The 22,424-nt window shown below is 64.9% G+C and carries 19 protein-coding genes; 13 read left to right on the top strand and 6 right to left on the bottom strand.

All coding sequences use genetic code 11. The annotated features are described in order from the left end of the window. Positions 1–157: 157 nt before the first annotated feature. The 4 genes from P1U55_RS00970 to hisS form a co-directional block, all read right to left on the bottom strand. Positions 158–757, bottom strand: a complete 600-nt coding sequence (locus P1U55_RS00970) for a hypothetical protein (RefSeq protein ID WP_301045596.1) — start codon at positions 755–757, stop codon at positions 158–160. A gap of 240 nt (positions 758–997) precedes the next feature. Then, complete coding sequence (gene hisG, locus P1U55_RS00965; RefSeq protein ID WP_301045595.1) at positions 998–1,693, bottom strand: ATP phosphoribosyltransferase; 696 nt, start codon at positions 1,691–1,693, stop codon at positions 998–1,000. Then, positions 1,690–2,799 carry an ATP phosphoribosyltransferase regulatory subunit gene (locus tag P1U55_RS00960; RefSeq protein WP_301045594.1) on the bottom strand — a complete coding sequence of 370 codons (1,110 nt, stop codon included), beginning with the start codon at positions 2,797–2,799 and terminating at the stop codon, positions 1,690–1,692. Before P1U55_RS00960 ends, hisG begins: the two co-directional genes overlap by 4 nt. Further along, complete coding sequence (gene hisS, locus P1U55_RS00955) at positions 2,799–4,268, bottom strand: histidine--tRNA ligase (protein WP_301045593.1); 1,470 nt, start codon at positions 4,266–4,268, stop codon at positions 2,799–2,801. Before hisS ends, P1U55_RS00960 begins: the two co-directional genes overlap by 1 nt. A gap of 109 nt (positions 4,269–4,377) precedes the next feature. Here hisS and P1U55_RS00950 point away from each other — a divergent pair, with 109 nt between their 5' ends. Then, the gene (locus P1U55_RS00950) at positions 4,378–4,578 is read left to right on the top strand and encodes a SlyX family protein (RefSeq protein WP_301045592.1); all 201 of its coding nucleotides are present in this window, start codon (positions 4,378–4,380) and stop codon (positions 4,576–4,578) included. A gap of 39 nt (positions 4,579–4,617) precedes the next feature. Here P1U55_RS00950 and P1U55_RS00945 read toward each other — a convergent pair whose 3' ends face one another. Next, the gene (locus P1U55_RS00945) at positions 4,618–5,472 is read right to left on the bottom strand and encodes a hypothetical protein (protein WP_301045591.1); all 855 of its coding nucleotides are present in this window, start codon (positions 5,470–5,472) and stop codon (positions 4,618–4,620) included. A 31-nt stretch (positions 5,473–5,503) separates the two neighbouring features. Further along, the gene (gene dnaE, locus P1U55_RS00940; RefSeq protein ID WP_301045590.1) at positions 5,504–9,001 is read right to left on the bottom strand and encodes a DNA polymerase III subunit alpha; all 3,498 of its coding nucleotides are present in this window, start codon (positions 8,999–9,001) and stop codon (positions 5,504–5,506) included. A gap of 48 nt (positions 9,002–9,049) precedes the next feature. Between dnaE and P1U55_RS00935 the strand changes: the two genes are divergently transcribed. From P1U55_RS00935 to deoC, 12 genes are all read left to right on the top strand, one after another. Further along, positions 9,050–9,961, top strand: coding sequence for a glutaminase (locus tag P1U55_RS00935; RefSeq protein WP_301045589.1), 912 nt, complete (start codon positions 9,050–9,052; stop codon positions 9,959–9,961). A 252-nt stretch (positions 9,962–10,213) separates the two neighbouring features. After that, a complete protein-coding gene (gene xdhA, locus P1U55_RS00930; RefSeq protein ID WP_301045588.1) occupies positions 10,214–11,578 on the top strand; it encodes a xanthine dehydrogenase small subunit in 1,365 nt (454 codons plus the stop codon). Continuing rightward, positions 11,575–13,995, top strand: a complete 2,421-nt coding sequence (gene xdhB, locus P1U55_RS00925) for a xanthine dehydrogenase molybdopterin binding subunit (RefSeq protein WP_301045587.1) — start codon at positions 11,575–11,577, stop codon at positions 13,993–13,995. Before xdhA ends, xdhB begins: the two co-directional genes overlap by 4 nt. Continuing rightward, positions 13,992–14,930, top strand: a complete 939-nt coding sequence (xdhC, locus tag P1U55_RS00920; protein WP_301045586.1) for a xanthine dehydrogenase accessory protein XdhC — start codon at positions 13,992–13,994, stop codon at positions 14,928–14,930. The genes xdhB and xdhC overlap by 4 nt, the downstream gene beginning before the upstream one ends. Next, positions 14,927–16,465: an ABC transporter ATP-binding protein gene (locus tag P1U55_RS00915; RefSeq protein ID WP_301045585.1), complete on the top strand. Its 1,539-nt coding sequence runs from the start codon at positions 14,927–14,929 to the stop codon at positions 16,463–16,465. Before xdhC ends, P1U55_RS00915 begins: the two co-directional genes overlap by 4 nt. Then, on the top strand, positions 16,462–17,547 hold the full coding sequence (locus P1U55_RS00910) for an ABC transporter permease (RefSeq protein WP_301045584.1): 1,086 nt from the start codon (positions 16,462–16,464) through the stop codon (positions 17,545–17,547). Before P1U55_RS00915 ends, P1U55_RS00910 begins: the two co-directional genes overlap by 4 nt. 61 nt (positions 17,548–17,608) lie before the next feature. Beyond that, positions 17,609–18,541, top strand: a complete 933-nt coding sequence (locus P1U55_RS00905; RefSeq protein ID WP_301045583.1) for an ABC transporter permease — start codon at positions 17,609–17,611, stop codon at positions 18,539–18,541. Positions 18,542–18,600: 59 nt separating this feature from the next. Beyond that, entirely contained in the window at positions 18,601–19,692 is a 1,092-nt protein-coding gene (locus P1U55_RS00900) for a BMP family ABC transporter substrate-binding protein (RefSeq protein ID WP_301045582.1), read from the top strand. A 145-nt stretch (positions 19,693–19,837) separates the two neighbouring features. Then, entirely contained in the window at positions 19,838–20,380 is a 543-nt protein-coding gene (locus P1U55_RS00895) for an EF-hand domain-containing protein (RefSeq protein WP_301045581.1), read from the top strand. A 165-nt stretch (positions 20,381–20,545) separates the two neighbouring features. Then, entirely contained in the window at positions 20,546–20,785 is a 240-nt protein-coding gene (locus P1U55_RS00890; protein WP_301045580.1) for a hypothetical protein, read from the top strand. 92 nt (positions 20,786–20,877) lie between these two features. Continuing rightward, on the top strand, positions 20,878–21,183 hold the full coding sequence (locus P1U55_RS00885) for a hypothetical protein (protein ID WP_301045579.1): 306 nt from the start codon (positions 20,878–20,880) through the stop codon (positions 21,181–21,183). Between the two features lie 317 nt (positions 21,184–21,500). Next, on the top strand, positions 21,501–22,424 hold the full coding sequence (gene deoC / locus P1U55_RS00880) for a deoxyribose-phosphate aldolase (RefSeq protein ID WP_301045680.1): 924 nt from the start codon (positions 21,501–21,503) through the stop codon (positions 22,422–22,424).

Raw genomic sequence — 22,424 nt, 5'->3', positions numbered from 1 at the left:
TTGAGGATCGCCGCCGGGCCGGGCCGCCCCGCCAGATTTGACTGCCGGGCTGGGGATGATCTTGTTTCCAATCAGGCGAGCTTTGTCACCGGGTCAACACTTTGCGAGGCCTTTTCACCCGCGCGCCTTACGCCGAAAACCACAGCCCAGCTGCACGTCAGCCATCGTCGCTCTGGCGAAAGCCGCTTTTCAGCAGCTCCACCGGCACCGAAATATCATTTGGGTCATCCCCCGCGCGGATCGAGAAGATCCCCTGTGGCGGCATCGCCGGAGCCTTGGGCTTTCCGGGCAAATCAAGGCTGTCCGGGTCGTCGCCCGCGTTGATGGTAAAGCCGCCCTGCCCTTCATGGCTGGCGAAATCCCAGCGATCCACCGGTGAAGGGATGCGCCGCCAGCCCTCTGTCACAAACACCGTCGCCGTGCCGCAGCCCGGCCAGTGCTTGCCCATATCGCCCACCATCACCACCGGCACGCCATCATAAACGATGTCCTCGGCCCCTGTGGTGATTTCCCCGGTCACAAAATGCGGGCAGCAAGCGTTGCCCAGATCAACCTTGGGGATGCGATAGCTTGCGCCCACTGTCAAAATGCGGCGGCCCTGATAAACCGGCCCATGGTTTTGCGGCACCGACACATGGCCAATCCCCCCCTGGCTCACAACCTGCGCGCCTTCAAAGGCCACATAACGATTGTGCCGCACCAGCCATTCCAGGAACAGGCCGATCTCTTCCTCGAACATGCCTTTCATCTCGATCATGGTGCATCTCTCCCGCTGTGGCCGCTGACCTCATCGCGCGTGGCCCGTGCCCAGCCTAGGGATGCGCGGCCCCCGGCTCAAGGGCCAGCAGGGCCGCATCGACAGGAAACGCCAGAACCAAAGCACCCTCTGGAAAGGGCACGTGTCATGGGCAAACGGATAAGCGGGCAATAGCGGTTGGCCGCGAAAGGCAGGTCAAACCGCCCCGCGCGCCCTGGCTGGCGGTTCAACCTCTCGCTGTCAAATATCGAGCTTTTCGCACAGCGTCGCCAGCGTGGCCCGCGTCTCTGGCCGCCAATCCCCGCCACGGGCGCGAAACAGCGTTGCCTGCGAGCGGTGGATCAAACCATCTTCCAATATTTTCAGATGGTTGGCCCGCAGCGTATCCCCGGTTGAGGTGATATCGGCAACGGCCTCTGCGGTCTCGTTCTTGACCGTGCCTTCGGTCGCGCCCTGGCTATCAATCAGCGCATAATCGGCCACACCCGCCTGGCGCAGGAAATCGCGCACAAGGCGGTGGTACTTGGTGGCAATCCGCAGCCGGTGGCCGTGGGCCTCCCTGAAGGCGCTGGCCGCGGCATCCAGATCGTCCAGCGTGTCGACATCGGCCCAGCAGGCCGGAACCGCGATCACCAGATTGGCCTGCCCAAAGCCCAGCAGCGCCAGTTCCTCAACCCGCTGCTCCCAGCCCGCCACCTTTTCGCGCACCAGATCAGTGCCGGTGACGCCAAGGTGAATGCGCCCATCGGTCAGCGCGGCGGGGATTTCTCCGGCGGAGAGCAGGTGCAGCTCCATCCCGTCGACCCCCTCAACCGCGCCCGCATATTCGCGCTCCGATCCCGTGCGCCTCAAGGTCACGCCGCGCGCGCCAAACCAGTCAAAGGTTTTTTCCATCAGGCGCCCTTTCGAGGGCACGCCCAGCTTCAGCACGCTCATCGGCCCGCCTCCCCGGCTGCGATTTCGGCCAGCAGGGCCGGGCGGATCACCGCGCCTACCGCCGGAATTTCACGGCCCTGCCCCAGCACCCGGCATAGCGCATCATAGCGCCCGCCCGAGGCCACAGGCGGCAGATCGGGGCGCTGCGGCGCGTAAAAGCCAAAGACGAAGCCATCGTAATATTCCATCGATGTGCGCCCATAGCTCGCCTCGAATTCCAGCGCGGCAAGGTCAATCCCCGCATCCGCCAGCGCATCAAAACGGCGGGCGAGCGCATCAAGCGCGGGCAGGATTGCGGGCAGATCAACCGAAAGATCGCGCAGATGGGCCAGTGCATCGGCAGGCGCGGCGCGCACGCCAAGCAAATCATCCAGCAGCCCCATTTCTGTATCGCTGATCGGCGGGGCGGCGGCATCGGCCTTGAGCCGCGCCATCCGCGCCAGCACCTCATCGGGGCTGCGCTTGCCCATCATCACTCCGGCTGTTGCCAAAATCTCTTCGGCAGGCTCATTTTCCAGCCGTTTCAGCAGCGCCGCGCGGCTTGGTGCGGGGGCAACACGGCCGCCAAACCGCTCCAACAGCGCACGAAAGCGCCGGGGCCGCCACAGGTGGCGCATCAGCGCGCCCTTGCGCTCTGGCGTGGTGGACAGCCCCTCAACCGCCGCCCGCAAAACGCCAATATCGCCCATCGCGGCCCTCAGGCCCCGGCCCTCCAGCGCGCTGGCGATCAGGGCAAAAACCTCGGCATCCGCCGCCGCCCGATTGCCGCGATCAAACAGCTCGTAGCCCACCTGCTCAAATTCGCTGGCGCGCCCGGTGTCCTCTTCCTGCATCCGAAAGACCGTGCCCGCGTAGCAATATCGCGCCGGTTCCTGCCCCTCGGCCATGTGCATCTGCACCACCGGCACCGTGAAATCGGGCCGCAGCATCAACTCGCCGCGCATGGGATCATGGGTCACATAGGCGCGGGCGCGAATGTCTTCGCCGTAAAGGTCAAGCAGGGTGTCCGCCGATTGCAGCACAGCGGCCCCCACGCGGAGGGCCCCCTTGCTCTCAAACAGCGCCACCAAGCGGGCCACTTCCTCGCGCGGCACTTCCTTTAGCATCAAAGCGTGCGGTCCAGCATCTTGCGGACCTCCTCCACCAGCCGCTCCAGCGGAACCTCAACCTGCGCCGGTTGTTCGGCCCATTCCTCACGGGTCAGCCCCTCGGCGAGCTTTGCGCCAAGCACCAGGTCCTTTAGCTGCACAACGCCGCGCTCGGCCTCGACGCCGCCCTGGATCACCGCCAGGGGTGAGCGGCGTTTATCGGCGTATTTCAATTGGTTGCCAAAGTTCTTGGGGTTGCCAAGGTAGCACTCGGCGCGGATGCCCGCAGCCCGAAGCTGCCCCACCATCGCCTGATATTCGGCCATCCGGTCCCGGTCCATCACCGTCACGATCACGGGGCCATCCGTGCCACCGCCCACGCGCCCCTTGGCCCGCAGCGCCGCCAGCAGGCGATCCACCCCAATCGAAACCCCCGTCGCCGGAACAGCTTGCCCGGTGAAGCGCTTCACCAGATCATCATAGCGCCCACCCCCGGCCACCGAGCCAAACTGCTGCTTGCGCCCCTTGTCATCGGTGATCTCAAACGTCAGTTCCGCCTCAAACACCGGCCCGGTGTAATAGCCAAGGCCGCGCACCACGCTCGGATCTACCTCAATGCGATCAGGCCCATAGCCCTGCGCCTCCAGCAGCCCGGCGATTTGCTCCAACTCGGCAATCCCCTCGGCCCCGACGGCGCTTTCACCCACCGCGACCCGCAGGTTGGCAAATGTCTCCTCGGCGCTTGCCGCTTTTGAGGTCAGGAAAGCCACCACCGGATCAGCCTGCGCCGCGCTCAGCCCAACGCCCTCGATGAACGCGCCAGACGCATCCTTGCGCCCCTTGCCCAAAAGCTCGCGCACACCGGCCTCGCCAACCTTGTCAAACTTGTCGATGGTGCGCAGCACGGCATCGCGGGTGCCCTCGCCCTCAAGGCCCATGCACTCCAACACCCCGTTCAACACCTTGCGGTTATTGACCCGCACAATGTAATCGCCGCGCTCAATGCCCACGGCCTCAAGCGTATCGGCCAGCATGGCGCAAATCTCGGCATCCGCCGCCGGGCTGGCGGAGCCAACCGTATCCGCATCACATTGATAAAACTGGCGAAACCGCCCCGGCCCCGGCTTCTCGTTGCGCCAGACCGGGCCCATCGCAAAGCGGCGGTAGGGCGAGGGCAGATCATTGCGATACTGCGCCGCCACCCGCGCCAGCGGGGCCGTCAGATCATAGCGCAGCGCCAGCCAGTCGCCATCTTCCTCCCAGGCAAACACGCCTTCATTCGGGCGGTCCACATCGGGCAGGAACTTGCCGAGCGCCTCAACGGTTTCCACCGCCGATGTCTCCAGCGGATCAAACCCGTAAAGGCGGTAAACCTCGGCGATCTGGCCCAGCATCGCGTTGCGCTCTTCCACCTCCGCGCCCATGTAATCGCGAAAGCCCTTGGGCGTTTGCGCCTTGGGGCGCGGCTGTTTTTTCTGTTTCGCCATCGCGGGGAGGCCTCCATGAGCGGTCGGGCGCGGCATAGCTTATGGCGGGCGGTTGAGCAAGGTCGCGCGGGGCTTGGCGCGGCGGCTCGGGTGGGCTACCACAGGGGCCATGAGCACCGAGAAGATCGAAGAAGAACTGGCCCATCTGGCCCGCGCCATCGAAGACCTGCACGAGATGGTCGTTGACCAGGGCGCGCGGATGGATGTGCTGGAGCGTCGCGTGGCGATGTTGCTGGAGCGCGCCGCCGTCGCCGAGGCGCAAAATACCGGCGGCGTGGTGATCGGCGATGAGCGCCCGCCGCATTACTAGCGCCCGGCCCCTTACAGCGCGAAATCCCGCACAAAGCGGCTACTTTACCGCCTGCGCCTCAAGCTTTCCGGCGTGCAGCAGCATCTCCATCTGGCGGCTTTGCCCGGCAGCGGCATAGACGCTGAGGAAGGCGGTGGCGCGTGACAGTTTCTGCACCCCGCGCTCGCTGCAAGGCCCCTTGGCCGGGCAGCTGCGCGCCCGCAGCTTGCGATAGGCGCGGTCGGTTTCGGCCATGCCCGGCGCGGCCCCGCCGCCGCCGTAATAAAGCACCTCGTAAACATCAATCGCGCCAAACAGCGCCACCGCTCCGGTTGCTTGGCGCGCACAGCCGTCCTTGAAGCCGGTCACAAAGAAGTTGCGCGCCCCGGTAGAGCCGGGCGCGGCATCATAGAGCGTGTATTTGCCCGAGGTTTCGATCTTGTGGCCCAACGCGCGCCTGCCCAGCCCGCAAGCCACCGCCACCTGACCGAAGGGCAGCAGCACATCGGGGCCGGAGGGGGCGGAGGGGGCGGTTTCCACCTCTGCCTTGCGGCGGCCAAAGAGGCCCCTGCGCTGGCGCGGCGCGCCCTCGGGTTTTGCTTCAGGGGCTGGCGCGGCCTCCGCCTCTTCTTCTGGCTGCGCAGCAATGGTCCGCTCAGCCGACAGATCGGCCACGCTGCGCTTCACCCGGCTGAAAAACCCGCGCTTCTGTGGGGGCTGCGCCTTTGCTGCGGGTTCGGCCCCCTCCTGCGTTTCGGCCACCTCGCTTGCCTCGGCCACTTCGCTCGCCTTGGGCAAAGCCACCAGCACATCACCCACCGCCGCCGGGTCTGGCGCGGGCTGGTCCTCACCCCGCTCAATCGGCGCAGGAGCCCCCGGCACGCCAAGGCAGCCGGAGGTCAGCGTGCAAAGCATCAGAACGGGAAGGGTTTTTCGCATCACGGGCTCAAACATCCTCAACCGTCACCACCCCGCCGAGGGATTTGAGCGCGCTCTTGATCTGCGGGTTGATGGGATAGTCACCCTCCAGCTCAAGCACCACCTCGCCCGGCAGATCGTGGGCCATCAGGCACAGGCTCACCGCGCCCCGGCTGCGCACCGTGCCATCTGCGGCGGCGCGATCCAGCAGGCCACGCACCTGCGGCGCTGCCGTGGGATCATCAAGGAACAGCCGAATATCCTGCCGCCCGGTATCGGCGGCCACCACGTCAATCGGGGCAACCGAACGGCCCAGCAGCTTGAGCTGATCAGCTTCCATCGTGGCCTCGGCGGTGATCACCACGTTTGACCCCGCCTCCAGATGATCGCGGCTCTTTTCAAGGGCTTCCGAGAACAGCGTCACCTCGTAAAGCCCTGTTGGGTCTGACATTTGCACAAAGGCAAAGCGGTTGCCGCGCGCCGATTTGCGCTCTTGCCGCCCGGCCACCGATCCGGCGAGTTTTACCACCGCCGGACCACGCTCTACCTTCTTGGTGACCTGCTCCAGCGTCAACACATTCTGCCGTTTGAGCGCGCCCATGTAATCATCAAGCGGGTGGCCGGAGAGGTAAAAGCCTATTGCCTTGTGCTCCTCGCCCAGCCGCTCGCCAACCAGCCAATCGGGCATGTCGGGCAGCCTCGGCTCGGGCAAATCATCGCCCGCCTCGCCAAAGAGCGACACCTGATTGGAGGCGCGTTGCTCGTGGATCGCCGCCGAATAGCCCACCAGCGCATCAAGCGCGGAAAACACCCGGTGGCGATTGGGATCAAGCTGGTCAAACGCCCCCGCCCGCGCCAGCATCTCCAACGGGCGCTTGCCGACCCGCTTCAGATCAACCCGGCGGGCAAAATCATAGAGCGACACAAAGTCCTTCCCGTCGCGCGCCTCCACCACCAGCCGCATCGCCTCACCGCCCACGTTTTTCAACGCGCCCAGCGCATAAACCACCGCGCCGTCCTTCACCGAGAAGGTGGCGAGCGAGCGGTTTACGCAAGGCGGCACGATCTCGATGCCAAGGCCACGGCGCACCTCCTCGGCATAAACCGCCAGCTTGTCGGTGAGGTGGATATCGCAGTTCATCACGGCGGCCATAAACTCAACCGGATGGTTCGCCTTCAGCCATGCGGTCTGGTAGCTCACCACCGCATAGGCCGCCGCGTGCGACTTGTTGAACCCGTAGTTGGCGAACTTTTCGAGCAGGTCGAAAACCTCCGAGGCCTTCTTCTTGTCGACCCCGTTTTCCATCGCCCCTTTCTCGAACTTGGGGCGCTCCTTGGCCATTTCCTCGGCAATCTTTTTGCCCATCGCACGGCGCAGCAGATCGGCGCCGCCAAGGCTGTACCCCGCCATCACCTGGGCGATCTGCATCACCTGCTCCTGGTAGACGATGATGCCTTGGGTCTCTTCAAGGATATGGTCGATCAGCGGATGCACCGAAGCGCGCTCACGCACCCCGTTCTTCACCTCGCAATAGGTGGGGATATTCTCCATCGGGCCGGGGCGATACAGCGCCACCAGCGCCACGATATCCTCGATGCAGGTGGGCTTCATGCGCCGCAGCGCATCCATCATGCCCGAGCTTTCCACCTGAAACACCGCAACCGTCTTGGCGCTGGCATAAAGCTTGTAACTGGCCTCGTCATCCAGCGGGATCGAGTTGATCTCGTTCACCGCGCCCTCGGGCGGCTCGTATAGCTCGGTGCCGTCGGGCGCTATGTGAATGGGCCGCCCGTTGCCGTTGATCAAGTCCACCGCGTTCTGGATCACGGTGAGGGTTTTCAGGCCGAGGAAGTCAAACTTCACCAGCCCCGCCTGCTCAACCCACTTCATGTTGAACTGGGTGGCCGGCATGTCAGAGCGCGGGTCCTGATAAAGCGGCACCAGCTCATCCAGCGGCCGATCGCCGATCACCACACCGGCGGCGTGGGTCGAAGCGTTGCGCAACAGCCCCTCCACCTGCTGGCCATAGGTCAACAGCCGATCCACAACCTCCTCGTTGCGGGCCTCCTCGCGCAGCCGCTCCTCGGTGGCCAACGCCTTTTCGATGGAAACCGGCTTCACCCCCTCCACCGGGATCATCTTGCTCAGGCGGTCCACCTGCCCATAGGGCATTTGCAGCACGCGGCCCACATCGCGCACCGCCGCCTTTGACAGCAGCGCGCCAAAGGTGATGATCTGCCCCACCCGGTCACGCCCGTATTTCTCCTGCACATAGCGGATCGTCTCTTCCCGCCGATCCATGCAAAAGTCGATGTCAAAGTCCGGCATACTCACCCGCTCGGGGTTGAGAAACCGCTCAAACAGCAGCGCATAACGCAGCGGATCAAGGTCGGTGATCGTCAGCGCATAGGCCACCAGGCTACCAGCGCCCGAGCCACGCCCCGGCCCGATGGGAATGCCGTTGTCCTTGCTCCATTTGATGAAGTCGGCCACGATCAGGAAGTAGCCGGGAAAGCCCATGCCCTCGATGATATCCAGCTCAAAATCGAGCCGCTCCTGATAGGCCTCCACACTTGCCGCATGGGGGATGATCGCCAGCCTTGCCTGTAGCCCCTCGTTGGCCTGACGGCGCAGCTCCTCCACCTCATTGTCGGCAAATTTCGGCAGGATCGGATCACGCCGATAGGCCATGAACGCACAGCGACGGGCAATTTCCACCGTGTTCTCAAGCGCTTCGGGCAGATCGGCAAAAAGGGTCGCCATCTCCTGCGCCGATTTGAAGTAATGCTGCGGGGTCAACCGGCGGCGCGGTTGTTGCTGGTCCACATAAGCGCCCTCGGCAATGCAGATCAGCGCGTCATGGGCCTCGTAGATTTCGGACTTGGGGAAATACACATCATTGGTCGCCACCAGCGGGATCGCCTTGGCATAGGCCATCTCGATGTGCCCGCGCTCGCTGGCCTTTTCGGCCTCGGGCAGCCCGTCCTCTCCGGGGTGGCGCTGAAGCTCGATGTAAAGCCTGTCGCCAAAGATCGCCGCCAGACGGTCCACCAGCGCCTCGGCCTTGGGCCTCTGCCCGGCCCTCAGCAGCCGCCCCACCGGGCCATCCGGGCCACCGCTCAGGCAAATCAACCCCTCGCCATGCGCCTCAAGCTCATCCAGCGTCACATGCGGCAAGGTCCCGTCGGCGCGCAGATAAAGGCAAGAGTTGAGCTTCATCAGATGCTCATAGCCCCGCTCGTTTTGCGCCAGCAGCACCAGCGGCGCGGGTGGCACCGGCTTTGCGCCCTGAACCACTGGCACATACTCCAGATCAACCTGGCAGCCCATGATCGGCTGAATACCCGCGCCCGAAAGCGTGACACTGGCCTCAAGCGCGGCAAACATGTTGTTGGTGTCGGTCACCGCCACCGCCGGCATTTCGGCCTTGTCGCACAGGCCCGCCAGTTTCTTGACCGGCACCGCCCCCTCCAGCAGCGAGTATTCCGTATGAACGCGAAGGTGTATGAATCGGGGATCAGCCATGTGCCCACAGTATGTGGACGGCGCGGCAGTTTGAAGTAGTCTCACGCCATGACCCTCGCCACCCTCCTCTCCCGCCTCGATGCCAAGGCCCACGCCGCCGCCGATTGGGGCGCCGTCGCCGCCTATATCCCCCAGTTGGCCTGTGTGAACCCGGCGCAATTTGCCATATCGGTCGCGCTGGCCGATGGCTCTCTGGTCTCTGCCGGGCAGGCGAAAACGCGCTTTTCGATCCAGTCGGTCTCGAAGGTCTTCACGCTGGCCTGCGTGCTGTCGCGCATCGGCGAATCGATCTGGGCGCGCGTCGGGCGGGAACCGTCCGGCGACCGGTTTGATTCGATCCTGCTGCTGGAGCAGGAGCAAGGCCGCCCCCGCAACCCCTTCATCAACGCAGGCGCACTGGTCACGACCGACGAGTTGCTCGCAGGCCGCGCCCCGCGTGAGGCGCTTTCAGAGGTGCTCGAATTTCTGCGCGTCGCCTCGGGGGATGACGATATCCACATCGACAGCGCCGTTGCCGCCTCCGAGCAAGCCACCGGATACCGCAATATCGCACTCGCCAACTACCTGAAAAGCTATGATAACCTCATAAATGAGCCGGATCTGGTGCTCGGCACCTACTTCCACCAATGTGCCATTGAAATGACAACCGAGCAGCTTGCCCTCGCAGGCCGCGGAATCGCCGGGCTGCCGGGGGCGCCGCTTTTGCTTTCGGCCCGCAAACGCCGCCGCCTCGCCGCCCTGATGATGACTTGCGGCCACTATGATGGCTCTGGCGATTTTGCCTTCCGCACCGGCCTGCCCGGCAAGTCCGGCGTGGGTGGCGGCATCCTTGTGGCGGTGCCGGGGGTGGCCTCCGTCGCCGTCTGGTCGCCGGGGCTCAACGCCTGGGGCAATTCCAAGGTCGGCACCGAGGCGATCGAAACGCTGGCCCATAAGACAGGCTGGTCGGTCTTCGGCTAACGCCCCTCGGCTTCCCCCCAGCCACTCGCCCAACGGGATGGCGGGTGGGGCGTCGAGGCCGCAGGCCGCGCGCGTCAGCCCGCCGATCCGCACAAAAAACAGGCAAAACATCCCCGCTGCCAGCAAATCGGGCAGTTTTTTCCTTGCGTCCCGCCCCGTCCCGCCGCCACACTCCCTCGGCGCGAGCTGGCCTTCTACGCCGCATCGAAGGTCCGCATCGGGGATGAATTGAGTAAGGCGGCAGGTTTTCGTATGAACATCACGTTTCTTCTGAACGGAGAGACCGTGGAGCTGCGCAATGTCGCGCCCACCACAACCCTGCTCGACTGGCTGCGCGAGACGCGCGCCCTCACCGGCACCAAGGAAGGCTGCAACGAAGGCGATTGCGGCGCCTGCACAGTGATGACGCGCGCACCCTCCGGCCCCTGGGCCGCTCAAAACGCCTGCATCCTGCTGCTGCCCCACCTGCATGGCCGCGAGCTGCGCACCGTCGAGGGCCTCGCCCCGCTCGAGGGCGGCCTGCACCCGGTGCAGGAAGCGATGATCGCGCACCACGGCTCGCAATGCGGCTTTTGCACCCCCGGCTTCATCGCCTCCATGGCCGCCGCCCATGCCGAGGGTGCCGAAGACCTTGATGACCGCCTCGCCGGCAACCTCTGCCGCTGCACCGGCTACGCTCCCATCATCCGCGCCGCCCGCGCCGCCGCCGCGCAGCCCGTGCCCGCCCACCTCAAAAACAGCCCCCCCATCACCGCCCCGCCGCAGGCCGAAATCCCCGAAAGCGGTGATGAACTGGCCGCATGGTATGCCGCCCACCCCGAGGCCACGCTGATCGCCGGGGCCACAGATGTGGGCCTCTGGATCACCAAGCGGCTGATGGAGTTGAACGAGGTCGCCTTCCTGCATCGCTGCGCCGATCTGGCGGGCGTTACCGTAACCGATGACGAAATCCGCATCGGCGCAACCACCACCATCGCCGCCGTGCGCAAGGCCATTGCGCCGCACCACCCCGGGTTTGGCGAGTTGCTGCGCCGCTACGGCTCCGAGCAGGTGCGCGCGGCGGCCACTATTGGCGGCAACATCGCCAACGGCTCACCCATTGGCGACAGCCCCCCACCCCTGATCGCGCTTGGCGCCACCCTGCACCTGCGCAAGGGGGACACCCGCCGCAGCCTGCCGCTTGAAGATTTCTTCATCGCCTATGGCAAGCAAGACCGGGCGCCGGGTGAGTTTGTCGAGGCCATCACCCTCCCCCGCCAGCCCGATACCCTGCGATGCTACAAGCTCTCCAAACGGTTCGATCAGGATATCTCTGCCGTTTGCGGGGCCTTCAACATCACCCTTGCCGAGGGCCGCGTCGCCTCTGCCCGCATCGCTTTTGGCGGCATGGCAGGCACCCCGGCGCGAGCTAAATCCACCGAAGCCGCCCTCACCGGGCAGCCGTGGTGCGAGGATACCATTTCCGCCGCAACCACCGCCCTCACCAGTGATTACGCCCCGATGGACGATATGCGCGCCTCTGCCGCCTACCGGATGGAATGTGCGCAAAACATGCTGCGCCGCTGCTTTTTTGAAAGCCAGGGCACCGCCACCAATGTGCTGGAGGTCCAGCCATGAGCGTTGCCAAGCCACTGCCCCATGATGCCGCCCCGCTGCATGTGACCGGCGAGGCCCGCTATGTGGATGATATCCCCACCCCGGCCAATTGCCTCCACCTCGCCTTTGGCCTCTCGACCATCGCCCATGGCACCCTCACCGGGATGGACCTTGCCGCCGTTCGCGCCGCCCCCGGTGTGGTCAAGGTGCTCACCGCCGATGATCTCCCGGCGGCAAATGATGTGTCCCCCTCGGTGCATGACGAGCCGCTGCTTTGCACGGGCGAAGTGCACTATATGGGCCAGCCGCTCTTTGCCGTGATCGCCACCAGCCACCTCGCCGCCCGCAAGGCCGCGCGGCTGGGGGAGTTGCGCTACACCGAGCGCCCCGCCCTGCTCACCATTGATGATGCCCTCACCGCCAATTCCCGGTTTGAGGAAGGCCCGCGTGAATATGCCTGTGGCGACCTTGCCACCGGCTTCGCCGCCGCCGAAACAACCGTTGAAGGCAGTATCGAGATTGGCGGGCAAGAGCATTTTTACCTTGAAGGCCAGGCCGCGCTTGCCCTGCCTCAGGAGGGTGGTGATATGCTGGTCCACAGCTCCACCCAGCACCCCACCGAAATTCAGCACAAGGTGGCCGAGGCGCTTGGGGTGACGATGAATGCCGTTCGGGTCGAAACCCGCCGCATGGGCGGTGGCTTTGGCGGCAAGGAGAGCCAGGGCAACGCGCTCGCCTGCATTTGTGCCGTGGCCGCCCGGCTCACCGCACGCCCCTGCAAGATGCGCTATGACCGCGACGATGACATGGTGATCACCGGCAAGCGCCACGATTTTCGCATCACCTACCGCGCCGGGGTTGATGGCGAAGGGCGGCTCATGGCGGTGGATTTCACCCAATACGCCCGTTGCGGATGGGCGCAGGACCTGTCGCTGCCGGTGGCTGACCGCGCCATGCTCCATGCCGACAACGCTTATTACATGCCCAATGTGCGGATCGTTTCGCACCGGCTGCGCACCCACACCCAGAGCGCCACTGCCTTTCGCGGCTTTGGCGGGCCGCAGGGGATTGTGGGGATCGAGCGGGTGATGGACCATCTCGCCGCCGCCACTGGCATGGACGCGCTGAGGCTGCGCCAGAAGAACTTTTATGCCTCCGGCGGGGATATTTCAGGAGCATTGAGAGGCGCAGAGGAAGAAGACGTGCAGCTTGCGGCTTCGCCCGAAGGCGAGGATCTGGCGAGCCGGGGGGCCGCAGGCACAGTGGCTCCCGGAACGGTGCCGGATGCGCCAAAAGCCCCCGCCGCAGCGCAGCTTACCCCCTATGGCCAGCCGGTTACCGATGCGGTGATCACCGAGCTGGTGGCCTCGCTCGCCGAGACGGCAGGCTACCCCGCCCGCCGCGCCGCGGTGGCCGCGTGGAACGGTGCCAACCCGGTGCTGAAGAAGGGCCTCGCGCTCACCCCCGTGAAGTTTGGCATCTCCTTCACGCTGACGCATCTCAACCAGGCCGGGGCGCTGGTGCATGTGTATCAGGATGGTTCCATCCACATGAACCACGGTGGCACCGAGATGGGCCAGGGCCTGTTCCAGAAAGTGGCGCAGGTTGCCGCCAGCCGCTTTGGTGTGCCGATGGCGCGCGTGAAGATCACCGCGACCGATACCGCCAAGGTGCCCAACACCTCGGCCACTGCCGCCAGTTCGGGCAGCGATCTCAATGGCATGGCCGTTGCCGCCGCCTGCGATGAGCTGAAGGCGCGGATCGGCGCTTTTCTGGCCGAAGCACGGCAAGCTCGGCCGGACGAGGTGCGCTTTGAGGACGATCATGTGCATGTTGGCGGTGCCGTGATCCCCTGGGGGGAGGTCGTGGCCGAGGCTTACCTGGGCCGCGTTTCGCTTTCGGCGACGGGCTATTACAAGACGCCAGACATCTCGTGGGACCGGATCAAGGGCGAGGGCCGGCCGTTTTTCTACTTTGCCTACGGGGCCGCGCTGACCGAGGTGGTGGTGGACACGCTGACCGGCGAAAACCGCATGTTGCGTACCGATATCCTGCATGATGCCGGGGCCTCGCTGAACCCGGCGATCGACATTGGCCAGATCGAGGGCGGCTTCATCCAGGGCGCAGGCTGGCTCACCACCGAAGAGCTGGTTTGGGATGATGCGGGCCGCCTGACCACCCACGCGCCCTCCACCTACAAGATCCCCGCCTGCGCCGACCGGCCCGATATATTCAACGTGGCGCTTTGGCCCAACAGCAACCCCGAGGCCACGATCTATCGCTCAAAAGCGGTGGGGGAGCCGCCGCTGATGCTGGGGGTTTCCACCTTTCTCGCCCTTTCGGATGCCTGCGCGGCTTGTGGCCCCGGCTACCCGGCACTGGAGGCCCCGGCGACGCCGGAACATATCCTCGCGGCCATCAAGCGGGCGCGCACATGAGCTTTGATCGCGCCGCCCTTGCCGCCGCTATCGCCGCCCACGGCCCGGTGGCCCGCGTGGTGGTGATTGCCGCCGCTGGCTCCACCCCGCGCGGCACCGGCACGGCGATGCTGGTCTGGGAGGGCGGGCAATCGGGCACCATCGGCGGCGGCACGCTGGAATGGGAGGCCGCCGCCATGGCGCGTGCCCGGCTGGCGGAAGCGCGCGCCGCCACCGTGACCCTGCCGCTTGGCCCGGCGCTGGGCCAATGCTGCGGCGGCTCGGTCACGCTGGCGATCGAGCCTTTCACCTCGGCCCCGCCCGAGGCCGCCACCTATTCCCGCCCGCTCACCGGTACGCCCCAGCCGCTCTCGGCGCGGCGGGCCATGGCGCAGGCCCGCAATGGCCAGGCCCCCGGCCTCACATGGGCCGATGGCTGGCTGACCGAAGCCATGGCCGCCCCCCGCGTGCCGCTCTGGATCTGGGGGGCCGGGCATGTGGGCCGCGCCATGGTGGATGTGCTCGCCCCAACCGAGGCTTTCACGATCACCTGGGTCGATACCCACGCCTCGCGCTTTCCCGACACCCCCCAAACCACCCTCGCGCACCCCGCCCCGCAAACCCTTGCACCCAAGGCCCCGCCCGAGGCGCATCACCTGATCCTCACCTACTCGCATGAGCTCGATTACGCCCTCTGCGCGGCCCTGCTGAACCAGCCCACCGCCTCCATCGGCCTCATCGGCTCGGCCACCAAATGGGCCCGCTTCCGCCGCCGCCTCATTGCCGCTGGCCACAGCGATACTCACCGCATCACCTGCCCCATCGGCGACCCCGCCTTGGGAAAAACACCGCAAGCCATTGCGATTTCTACCGCCGCGCGGCTACTCTCTGCACTGCGGCACGCGGCATCAGACCATGGCCGCGCCGGGACAGATAAGGGAACAGTCACGCGATGAGCGAGCTTTTTGCCGCCCACGGCCTGCGCAAGGCCTACCCCGGCGTCATCGCCAATGACGATGTGTCCTTCTCCATCGACACCGGTGAAATCCACGCCTTGCTCGGCGAAAACGGCGCTGGCAAATCAACGCTGGTCAAAATGATCTACGGGCTGGTCAAGCCCGACGCCGGAACCATGACCCTGCTCAATGCCCCCTACGCCCCGCCAGAACCCCGCGCGGCGCGTGGTTCCGGGGTGGCGATGGTGTTCCAACACTTCTCGCTGTTTGATGCGCTCACCGTGGCCGAAAACGTCTCTCTCGGGATGGAAAATCCGCCCGCCGCTTCCAAGCTCGCCCAGCGCATCACCGATGTGTCCGAGGATTACGGCCTGCCGCTCGATCCGCACCGCACCGTTGGCGATTTGTCGGCGGGCGAACGCCAGCGGGTTGAGATCATCCGCTGCCTGCTGCAAGACCCGCGCCTGCTGATCATGGATGAGCCGACCTCGGTGCTCACCCCGCAAGAGGTGGAAATCCTCTTTGCCACCCTCGAAAAGCTGCGCGCCGAGGGCACCTCGATCCTTTATATTTCCCACAAGCTCGAAGAGATCCGCGCGCTCTGTGACCGCGCCACCATCCTGCGGCTTGGCAAGGTTGTGGGCCACGCCAACCCGCGTGAGAAATCCGCCGCCGAACTGGCCGAGATGATGGTGGGCACCGCGCTGCACCGCCCCGAGCGCGAGCTTTCGCCCCCCGGTGAGGTTGCGCTGGAGGTGGCAAACCTCACCCTGCAACCGGCCAATCCCTTTGGCACCGCGCTGCGCGATGTTTCTCTCAGCCTGCGCAAGGGCGAGGTGCTGGGCATCGGCGGGGTAGCGGGCAACGGGCAGGATGAGCTGCTCGCCGCCCTTTCCGGCGAGGCGCTTTGCGCCGCCGATGAGGTCAAGCTGCATGGCCAGCCCATTGGCCGCCTCGCACCGCCCGCGCGGCGCAAACTTGGCCTGCTCAGCGCCCCCGAAGAGCGCCTTGGCCACGCCGCCGCCCCCGATATGAGCCTTACCGAAAATGCCCTGCTCTCGGCCAACCTGCGCAAGCACCTGTCGCGGCGCGGTTTCATCAACTGGGGGGCCGCGCGGCGCTACGCGGAAGAGGTGATCGAGGCTTTTGATGTGCGCACCCCCGGCCCCCATGTGGCCGCCCGCGCGCTATCGGGGGGCAATCTGCAAAAGTTCGTCATCGGGCGCGAGATCGAGCAGGCCCCCGAGGTGCTGGTCGTCAACCAGCCCACATGGGGGGTGGATGCCTCTGCTGCCGCCGCCATCCGTCAGGCGATCCTTGATCTGGCCGCCGAGGGCTGCGCCGTGGTCGCCATCAGCCAGGACCTTGATGAACTGATGGAAATCTCCAGCCGTTTTGCCGCGCTCAACGGGGGGCGGCTTTCAGAGCCGGTTCCGGTGGATGACAGCCTCACCATGGAGCGCATCGGCCTGATGATGGGCGGCGCGCATGATATGGAAGTCGCCCACAACCACCCCTCGCAGGTGCCCGCATGATCCGCCTCGAAAAACGCGCACAACCCTCAAAGGTGTGGACCTACGCCACCCCGCTGCTGGCCGTTGTCCTCACCATGCTGGCGGGCGGGCTGCTGTTTGCGGCGCTGGGCAAAGACCCGGTGCTGGCGATCCGCACCATCTTTTATGAGCCGCTCTTTGGCCAGCACGCCTCGTTCTACCTGCCGCAACTGCTGGTGAAAGCCGCGCCGCTGGTGCTCATCGCCATCGGCCTGTCGCTGGGTTTTCGGGCGGGCATCTGGAACATCGGCGCCGAGGGGCAATATATCATCGGTGCGCTGTGCGGCGCGGGCGTTGGCCTGGCGTTTTACCCCACCGAAAGCGTGCTGATCTTCCCCCTCATGGTGATCGCCGGGGGCTTGGGCGGCTGGGCCTGGGCCATGATCCCGGCTATCCTCAAAACCCGCTTTGGCACCAATGAAATCCTGGTTTCGCTCATGCTGGTTTATGTTGCCGAAAAGCTGCTGATCGGCATGTCCCTCGGGTTGATGAAAAACCCCGAAGGCTTTGGCTTTCCCGGCTCGCGCAACCTTGCGCACTACCCCTCGGCCACCTCTTGGATTGATCAAAGCCTCGGCCTGCACTGGGGTGTTGCCGCCGCCCTCATCGCGGTGATCGCGGCCTATATCCTGCTCACCCGCCACATGCTTGGCTTCAACATCCGCTTGGCCGGGCAGGCCCCGCGCGCCGCGCGGTTTTCCGGGGTCAATCCCAACCGGCTGGTGGTGTTCTGCCTTGGCACCTCGGGCGCTTTGGCCGGGCTTGCGGGGCTGTTCGAGGTCGCCGGGCCAACCGGCTCTGTCACCGACAGTTTCAACGTGGGCTATGGCTTCACCGCCATCATCGTCGCCTTCCTCGGGCGGCTGCACCCGGTGGGCATATTGCTGGCGGCGCTGCTGATGTCACTCACCTATATCGGCGGCGGCATCGCGCAATCGCAGTCCGAGCTTCAGCTCCCGGCGGCGGCGATCCAGCTCTTTCAGGGGATGCTGCTGTTCTTCCTGCTGGCAACAGACCTGCTCACCAATTACCGCCTGCGCCTCACGCGGGGGGCCACCGCATGAACCCGCCGCTTGACCACGCCGCCGCCTTCGCGGCCCGCCTCCCCGCACACGGAGCCACCTGATGGACCTTTCGGCAATCAACCCCGTCCTGCTGCTGGCCTCGCTCATGGTCGCCGCCACGCCAATCCTGCTGGGCGGGATCGGCGAACTGGTGGTCGAAAAATCCGGCGTGCTCAACCTCGGCGTTGAGGGGATGATGATCACCGGCGCCATCGCAGGCTTTGCCGCCACCATCGAAACCGGCTCCCCTGCACTGGGCTTCCTGATCGCCGCCGTGGCGGGGGCCGCGCTGTCGATGCTGTTTGCCCTGCTCACCCAGTATGCGCTGGCCAATCAGGTTGCCTCCGGCCTCGCGCTCACGCTCTTTGGCCTCGGGCTTTCGTCGCTGATGGGGCAAGGCTATGTGGGCCTCAAACCGCCCTCCACGCCCAAGCTCGATATCCCCCTGCTCTCAGACATCCCGTTCCTCGGGCCGGTGCTCTTTCAGCATGATCCGATGGTCTATATCGGCATCGCCATCGTGGCCGCCACATGGGCCACGCTCAAATATTCGCGCGTCGGGCTGGTGCTGCGCGCGGTGGGCGAAAACCACGATGCCGCCCACGCGCTTGGCTACAAGGTGCGCCTCGTGCGCTGCGCGGCCATCGGTTTTGGCGGGGCCATGGCGGGGCTGGGCGGGGCTTACCTTTCGCTCGTCCGGGTGCCGCAATGGACCGAGGGCATGACCGCCGGCGCAGGCTGGATCGCGCTCGCCCTCGTGGTCTTTGCCTCGTGGAAACCGTGGCGCGTGATGGTGGGTGCTTACCTCTTTGGCGGCATCACCGTGCTCCAGCTCAATCTTCAGGCCGCCGGGGTGAAGATCCCCGTCGAATACCTCTCCATGTCTCCTTATATCATCACCATCATCGTGCTGGTGATCATGTCCTCCGGTCGCGGCAAGGCGGCGCTTGGTGCGCCCGCCTCGATGGGCCGGATATTCCACGCCACCGGGTAGAAATCCGGGGCATCGACCAACCAGACCAACAGAAAACCACAACAGGGAGCACCCTACCCATGCAAAAAAGAACCCTCCTCAAAGGCGCCGTCGCCGCGCTGGCGCTGGCTGCAAGCCCCGCCTTCGCCGAAAGCCACGGCGGCGAGAAAACCAAGGTCGGCTTTGTCTATGTCGGCCCGATCACCGATGGCGGCTGGACCCAGGGCCACCACCACTCCGCGACCGAAATGCTCAAGGAACTCGGCGAAGACAATGTCGAGATGGTCTACCAGGAAAACGTCGCCGAAGGCCCCGACAGCGAGCGGGTGATGACCCAAATGGCGCTTGATGGCGCCGATATCATCTTCACCACCTCGTTCGGCTTCATGGACCCCACCATCAACGTCGCGGCCAAGTTTCCGGACGTGAAGTTCGAGCACGCCACCGGCTATAAAACCGCGCCCAACGTGTCGGTCTACTCGGCCCGCTTTTATGAAGGCCGCGCCATCCAGGGCACCATCGCGGGCCAGATGACCAAGAGCAACGTCGTAGGTTACATCGGCTCGGTGCCGATCCCCGAGGTGATCCGCGGCATCAACTCCGCCTATATCCACGCCAAAAAGGTAAACCCCGATGTGCAGTTCAAGATCGTCTGGATCTATGACTGGCTCGACCCCGCCAAGGAGGCCGACGCCGCCAAGGTGCTGATCGAACAGGGTGCCGATGTGATCCTTCAGCACACCGACTCCACCGCACCGCTCGCCATCGCCAAGGAAGCAGGCAACGTGATCGGCTTTGGCCAGGCCTCCGATATGTACGAATATGCGCCCTCCCCGCGCGTGTCCTCGATCATCGACAACTGGGCACCCTACTACACCGCCCGCGTGAAGGCGGTGATGGACGGCACATGGGAAACCACCAACACTTGGGACGGCATCGGCCCGGGCATGGTTGGCATCGGTGAAATCACCGACGCAGTGCCCGCCGACGTGAAAGCCCAGGCCGAAGAGATGAAGGCCGCCATTGCCGCAGGCACCTACCACCCCTTCACCGGCCCGCTCAAAAAGCAGGACGGCTCCGATTGGCTGGCCGAGGGCGAAGTCGCCGATGATGGCACTTTGGCCGGGATGAACTTCTACGTTGAAGGCATCGAAGGCGACATCCCGCAGTAAGCGCGCCACCCTCCTGATCCCAAGGGCTCCGCCACACCCGGCGGGGCCCTTTTTTCGTGAATACCTGCACCTCACCGCGACGGAAAACCATCTTTTCATCGTTACATTCATGCATTCAAATGAGTGCCTGAACATGGAGGATGACATGACCACATTCAAAACGCTGTCCCTTTCCGCCGCTGCCCTCGTTTTTGCTCTACCGGTGCTGGCGCAAAACACCCCCGGCGCGCATTTCATCGAAAATTGGGACGCCGACGGTGACGGCAAGATCTCCCTCGCCGAAGCCACCGAAAAACGCACCGACATCTTCACCATGTTCGACATGGATGACGACAACAGCCTGAGCGCCAGTGAATACGACGCCTTCGACGAAACCCGCGCCGAAGACTTCGCCAACAATGCCCAGCCGCAAGCCGGTCAGGGCATGGGTCAGGGCCAAGGCATGGGCCAGGGCCCAGGTCAGAACCAACAAGGCAAGGGCATGGGCCAAGGTCAGGGCCGGGGCAACAATCGGGGCGTCACCCTTGGGGATTATGTGCAATCCATGGACCGCTCCTTCGTGGACGCCGATAAAGACGGCACCGTCACCCGCGCCGAGTTTGAGGGTTTCTCCGCCGAATGGTTCGCCGCCCGTGACCGCAACAGCGATGGCTTCATCACCGAGGCAGATTTCGGCCCCACCAAGTAAGCCAGCCCCATTCAAAACGCCGCAAAGGCCCGGCCAAACGCCGGGCCTTTGTCATGCCGGGGTAAAATGGAGTGACCGCCGCATTTCTTTGCAACCTGAGGGCGAAATATGTATAATAGGGGAGGGAACGCGCTGGACTATTACCGATGTCGAAAAGGATATTACATGCCACGTTACATTGTAGATACCGGCAAAATCGAGCTCTCCAAAGACCGCCAAATGGAGCTCAACAAGAAGTTGCAACAAACCGTTTTGGGCTACATGGCCGAGCACGCCGACTTCCAGCACAAGCCATGGAGCGGCACCTTCCCACGCGAGTGGATGGGCCTGCTCCTGGATGAGCGGCTGGAGGCGCTAGAGCAAAACCACGCTCAGATCACCAAACAGCTCGGGGCGCATCGGTGAGCACTCCACCCCGCTTCAGTTGTCCTTCGGCGCCATGTGCGCCGGGGGCTACATTGGTGGGGGCGATGGGCTCAAAGGGGCGGTTGCAATACATGCGCACCCCGATGCAGGTGGACGCAGGCTTTGTGCGCCGCGCCCGCGCCCATGGTTCGCCGGAAGCCCGGATGCGCTTTTCTTCGCCCTGCGTGGAAGGCTCGTGCCAGCAATGGACGGGCGAAGGCTGCGGCGTGGTGTTGAAGGTGCTCGCCGCGCTCGACGGGGCCGATCTGCCTGCCTCGGTGGGTCTCCAGCCCTGCGTGATCCGCGCCAGTTGTCGCTGGTGGGAAGAAAAGGGCGCCCCGGCCTGCGAGGCTTGCCAATATGTCGTGACGGACCAGGAGGCGCTTGCTGCCGAATAACACCGGGGAAGGACGCCCGCCGCCCTCCCCCCCTGATCGCCAGCCGTAAAGCGATTGAGCGCCGCTGGCGCATTCCTCTTAATTGCGCTCCGCGCGGGGGATATTTTCAGCAAGAAAATGCTCATTCTTTGCAGAGCGGGTGGTGCGGACCGCCGGTTGCCGCATTTTTGACCATCCGGTAAATCTCAGCCCATTGCCAAGCCCCCCACCCCATGCCACCCTTGCCCCGAGGAGGCCTGCCGCCCGTGACCACCATCAAAGAGAAAACCACCGCCGCCGCCCAACTGCCGCAGCTGGCCCTTGCCCGCAATCCGGGCATGGAGCTTGATCTGGATTGGGTGATGCGCCAGGAGGCCAATACCTCAGCCATCGAGCGCCGCGCCGCCACCCTGCCGGGCCGCCGCTCGGTGAAAAAAGAGTTTCAGGCCGCGTGGCTGTGCAAGGCGATCACCCTGATTGATCTGACCACCCTCGCCGGGGACGACACGCCCGGCCGGGTGCGCCGCCTTTGTGCCAAGGCCCGCCATCCGGTGCGCGCCGATCTGCTTGCGGCATTGGGGATGGACGGTATCACCACCGGCGCGGTCTGCGTGTATCACGAGATGGTCGAGGTCGCCGTTGAGGCGCTGGCAGGATCAGGCATCCCGGTGGCGGCTGTCTCCACCGGCTTTCCGGCGGGCCTGTCGCCCTTTGCGCTGCGTTTGGCCGAGATCGAAGAGAGCGTGAAGGCCGGGGCCGATGAGATTGATATCGTGATCTCGCGCCGCCATGTGCTCACCGGCAACTGGCAGGCGCTTTATGACGAAATGCGCGCCTTTCGCGCCGCTTGCGGCCCGGCCCATGTGAAGGCGATCCTTGCCACCGGCGAGCTTGGCACCCTCAAAAACGTCGCCCGCGCCAGCCTCATCTGCATGATGGCGGGGGCGGATTTCATCAAAACCTCCACCGGCAAGGAAACGGTCAACGCCACCCTGCCCGTGAGCCTCGTGATGATCCGCGCCATCCGCGATTATTTCGAGGCCACTGGCATCCGGGTGGGCTACAAACCCGCTGGCGGGATCTCCAAGGCCAAGGACGCGCTGGTGTATCTTGCCCTGCTGAAGGACGAGCTTGGCCCGCGCTGGGTCCAGCCGGATCTGTTCCGCTTTGGCGCGTCCTCCCTGCTCGGCGATATCGAACGCCAGCTCGAACACCACGTCACCGGCGCCTACTCCGCTGGCTACCGTCACGCGATTGGATAA

This window comes from Vannielia sp., from assembly GCF_029212645.1.
Lineage (GTDB): Bacteria > Pseudomonadota > Alphaproteobacteria > Rhodobacterales > Rhodobacteraceae > Vannielia.
The sequence above is the reverse complement of the archived record's forward strand: the minus strand, read 5'-3'. Positions and strand labels throughout refer to the sequence as shown.

Coding starts and splice junctions, on each gene's coding strand:
- P1U55_RS00935 (WP_301045589.1), top strand. CDS start 9,050: ATGACCCTCGCCACCCTCCTCTCCCGCCTCGATGCCAAGGCCCACGCC.
- P1U55_RS00895 (WP_301045581.1), top strand. CDS start 19,838: ATGACCACATTCAAAACGCTGTCCCTTTCCGCCGCTGCCCTCGTTTTT.
- hisS (WP_301045593.1), bottom strand. CDS start 4,268: ATGGCGAAACAGAAAAAACAGCCGCGCCCCAAGGCGCAAACGCCCAAG.
- P1U55_RS00960 (WP_301045594.1), bottom strand. CDS start 2,799: ATGCTAAAGGAAGTGCCGCGCGAGGAAGTGGCCCGCTTGGTGGCGCTG.
- P1U55_RS00945 (WP_301045591.1), bottom strand. CDS start 5,472: ATGCTTTGCACGCTGACCTCCGGCTGCCTTGGCGTGCCGGGGGCTCCT.
- P1U55_RS00905 (WP_301045583.1), top strand. CDS start 17,609: ATGGACCTTTCGGCAATCAACCCCGTCCTGCTGCTGGCCTCGCTCATG.
- dnaE (WP_301045590.1), bottom strand. CDS start 9,001: ATGGCTGATCCCCGATTCATACACCTTCGCGTTCATACGGAATACTCG.
- P1U55_RS00885 (WP_301045579.1), top strand. CDS start 20,878: ATGCGCACCCCGATGCAGGTGGACGCAGGCTTTGTGCGCCGCGCCCGC.
- P1U55_RS00890 (WP_301045580.1), top strand. CDS start 20,546: ATGCCACGTTACATTGTAGATACCGGCAAAATCGAGCTCTCCAAAGAC.
- P1U55_RS00950 (WP_301045592.1), top strand. CDS start 4,378: ATGAGCACCGAGAAGATCGAAGAAGAACTGGCCCATCTGGCCCGCGCC.
- xdhC (WP_301045586.1), top strand. CDS start 13,992: ATGAGCTTTGATCGCGCCGCCCTTGCCGCCGCTATCGCCGCCCACGGC.
- P1U55_RS00915 (WP_301045585.1), top strand. CDS start 14,927: ATGAGCGAGCTTTTTGCCGCCCACGGCCTGCGCAAGGCCTACCCCGGC.
- P1U55_RS00970 (WP_301045596.1), bottom strand. CDS start 757: ATGATCGAGATGAAAGGCATGTTCGAGGAAGAGATCGGCCTGTTCCTG.
- xdhB (WP_301045587.1), top strand. CDS start 11,575: ATGAGCGTTGCCAAGCCACTGCCCCATGATGCCGCCCCGCTGCATGTG.
- P1U55_RS00900 (WP_301045582.1), top strand. CDS start 18,601: ATGCAAAAAAGAACCCTCCTCAAAGGCGCCGTCGCCGCGCTGGCGCTG.
- xdhA (WP_301045588.1), top strand. CDS start 10,214: ATGAACATCACGTTTCTTCTGAACGGAGAGACCGTGGAGCTGCGCAAT.
- P1U55_RS00910 (WP_301045584.1), top strand. CDS start 16,462: ATGATCCGCCTCGAAAAACGCGCACAACCCTCAAAGGTGTGGACCTAC.
- deoC (WP_301045680.1), top strand. CDS start 21,501: ATGGAGCTTGATCTGGATTGGGTGATGCGCCAGGAGGCCAATACCTCA.
- hisG (WP_301045595.1), bottom strand. CDS start 1,693: ATGAGCGTGCTGAAGCTGGGCGTGCCCTCGAAAGGGCGCCTGATGGAA.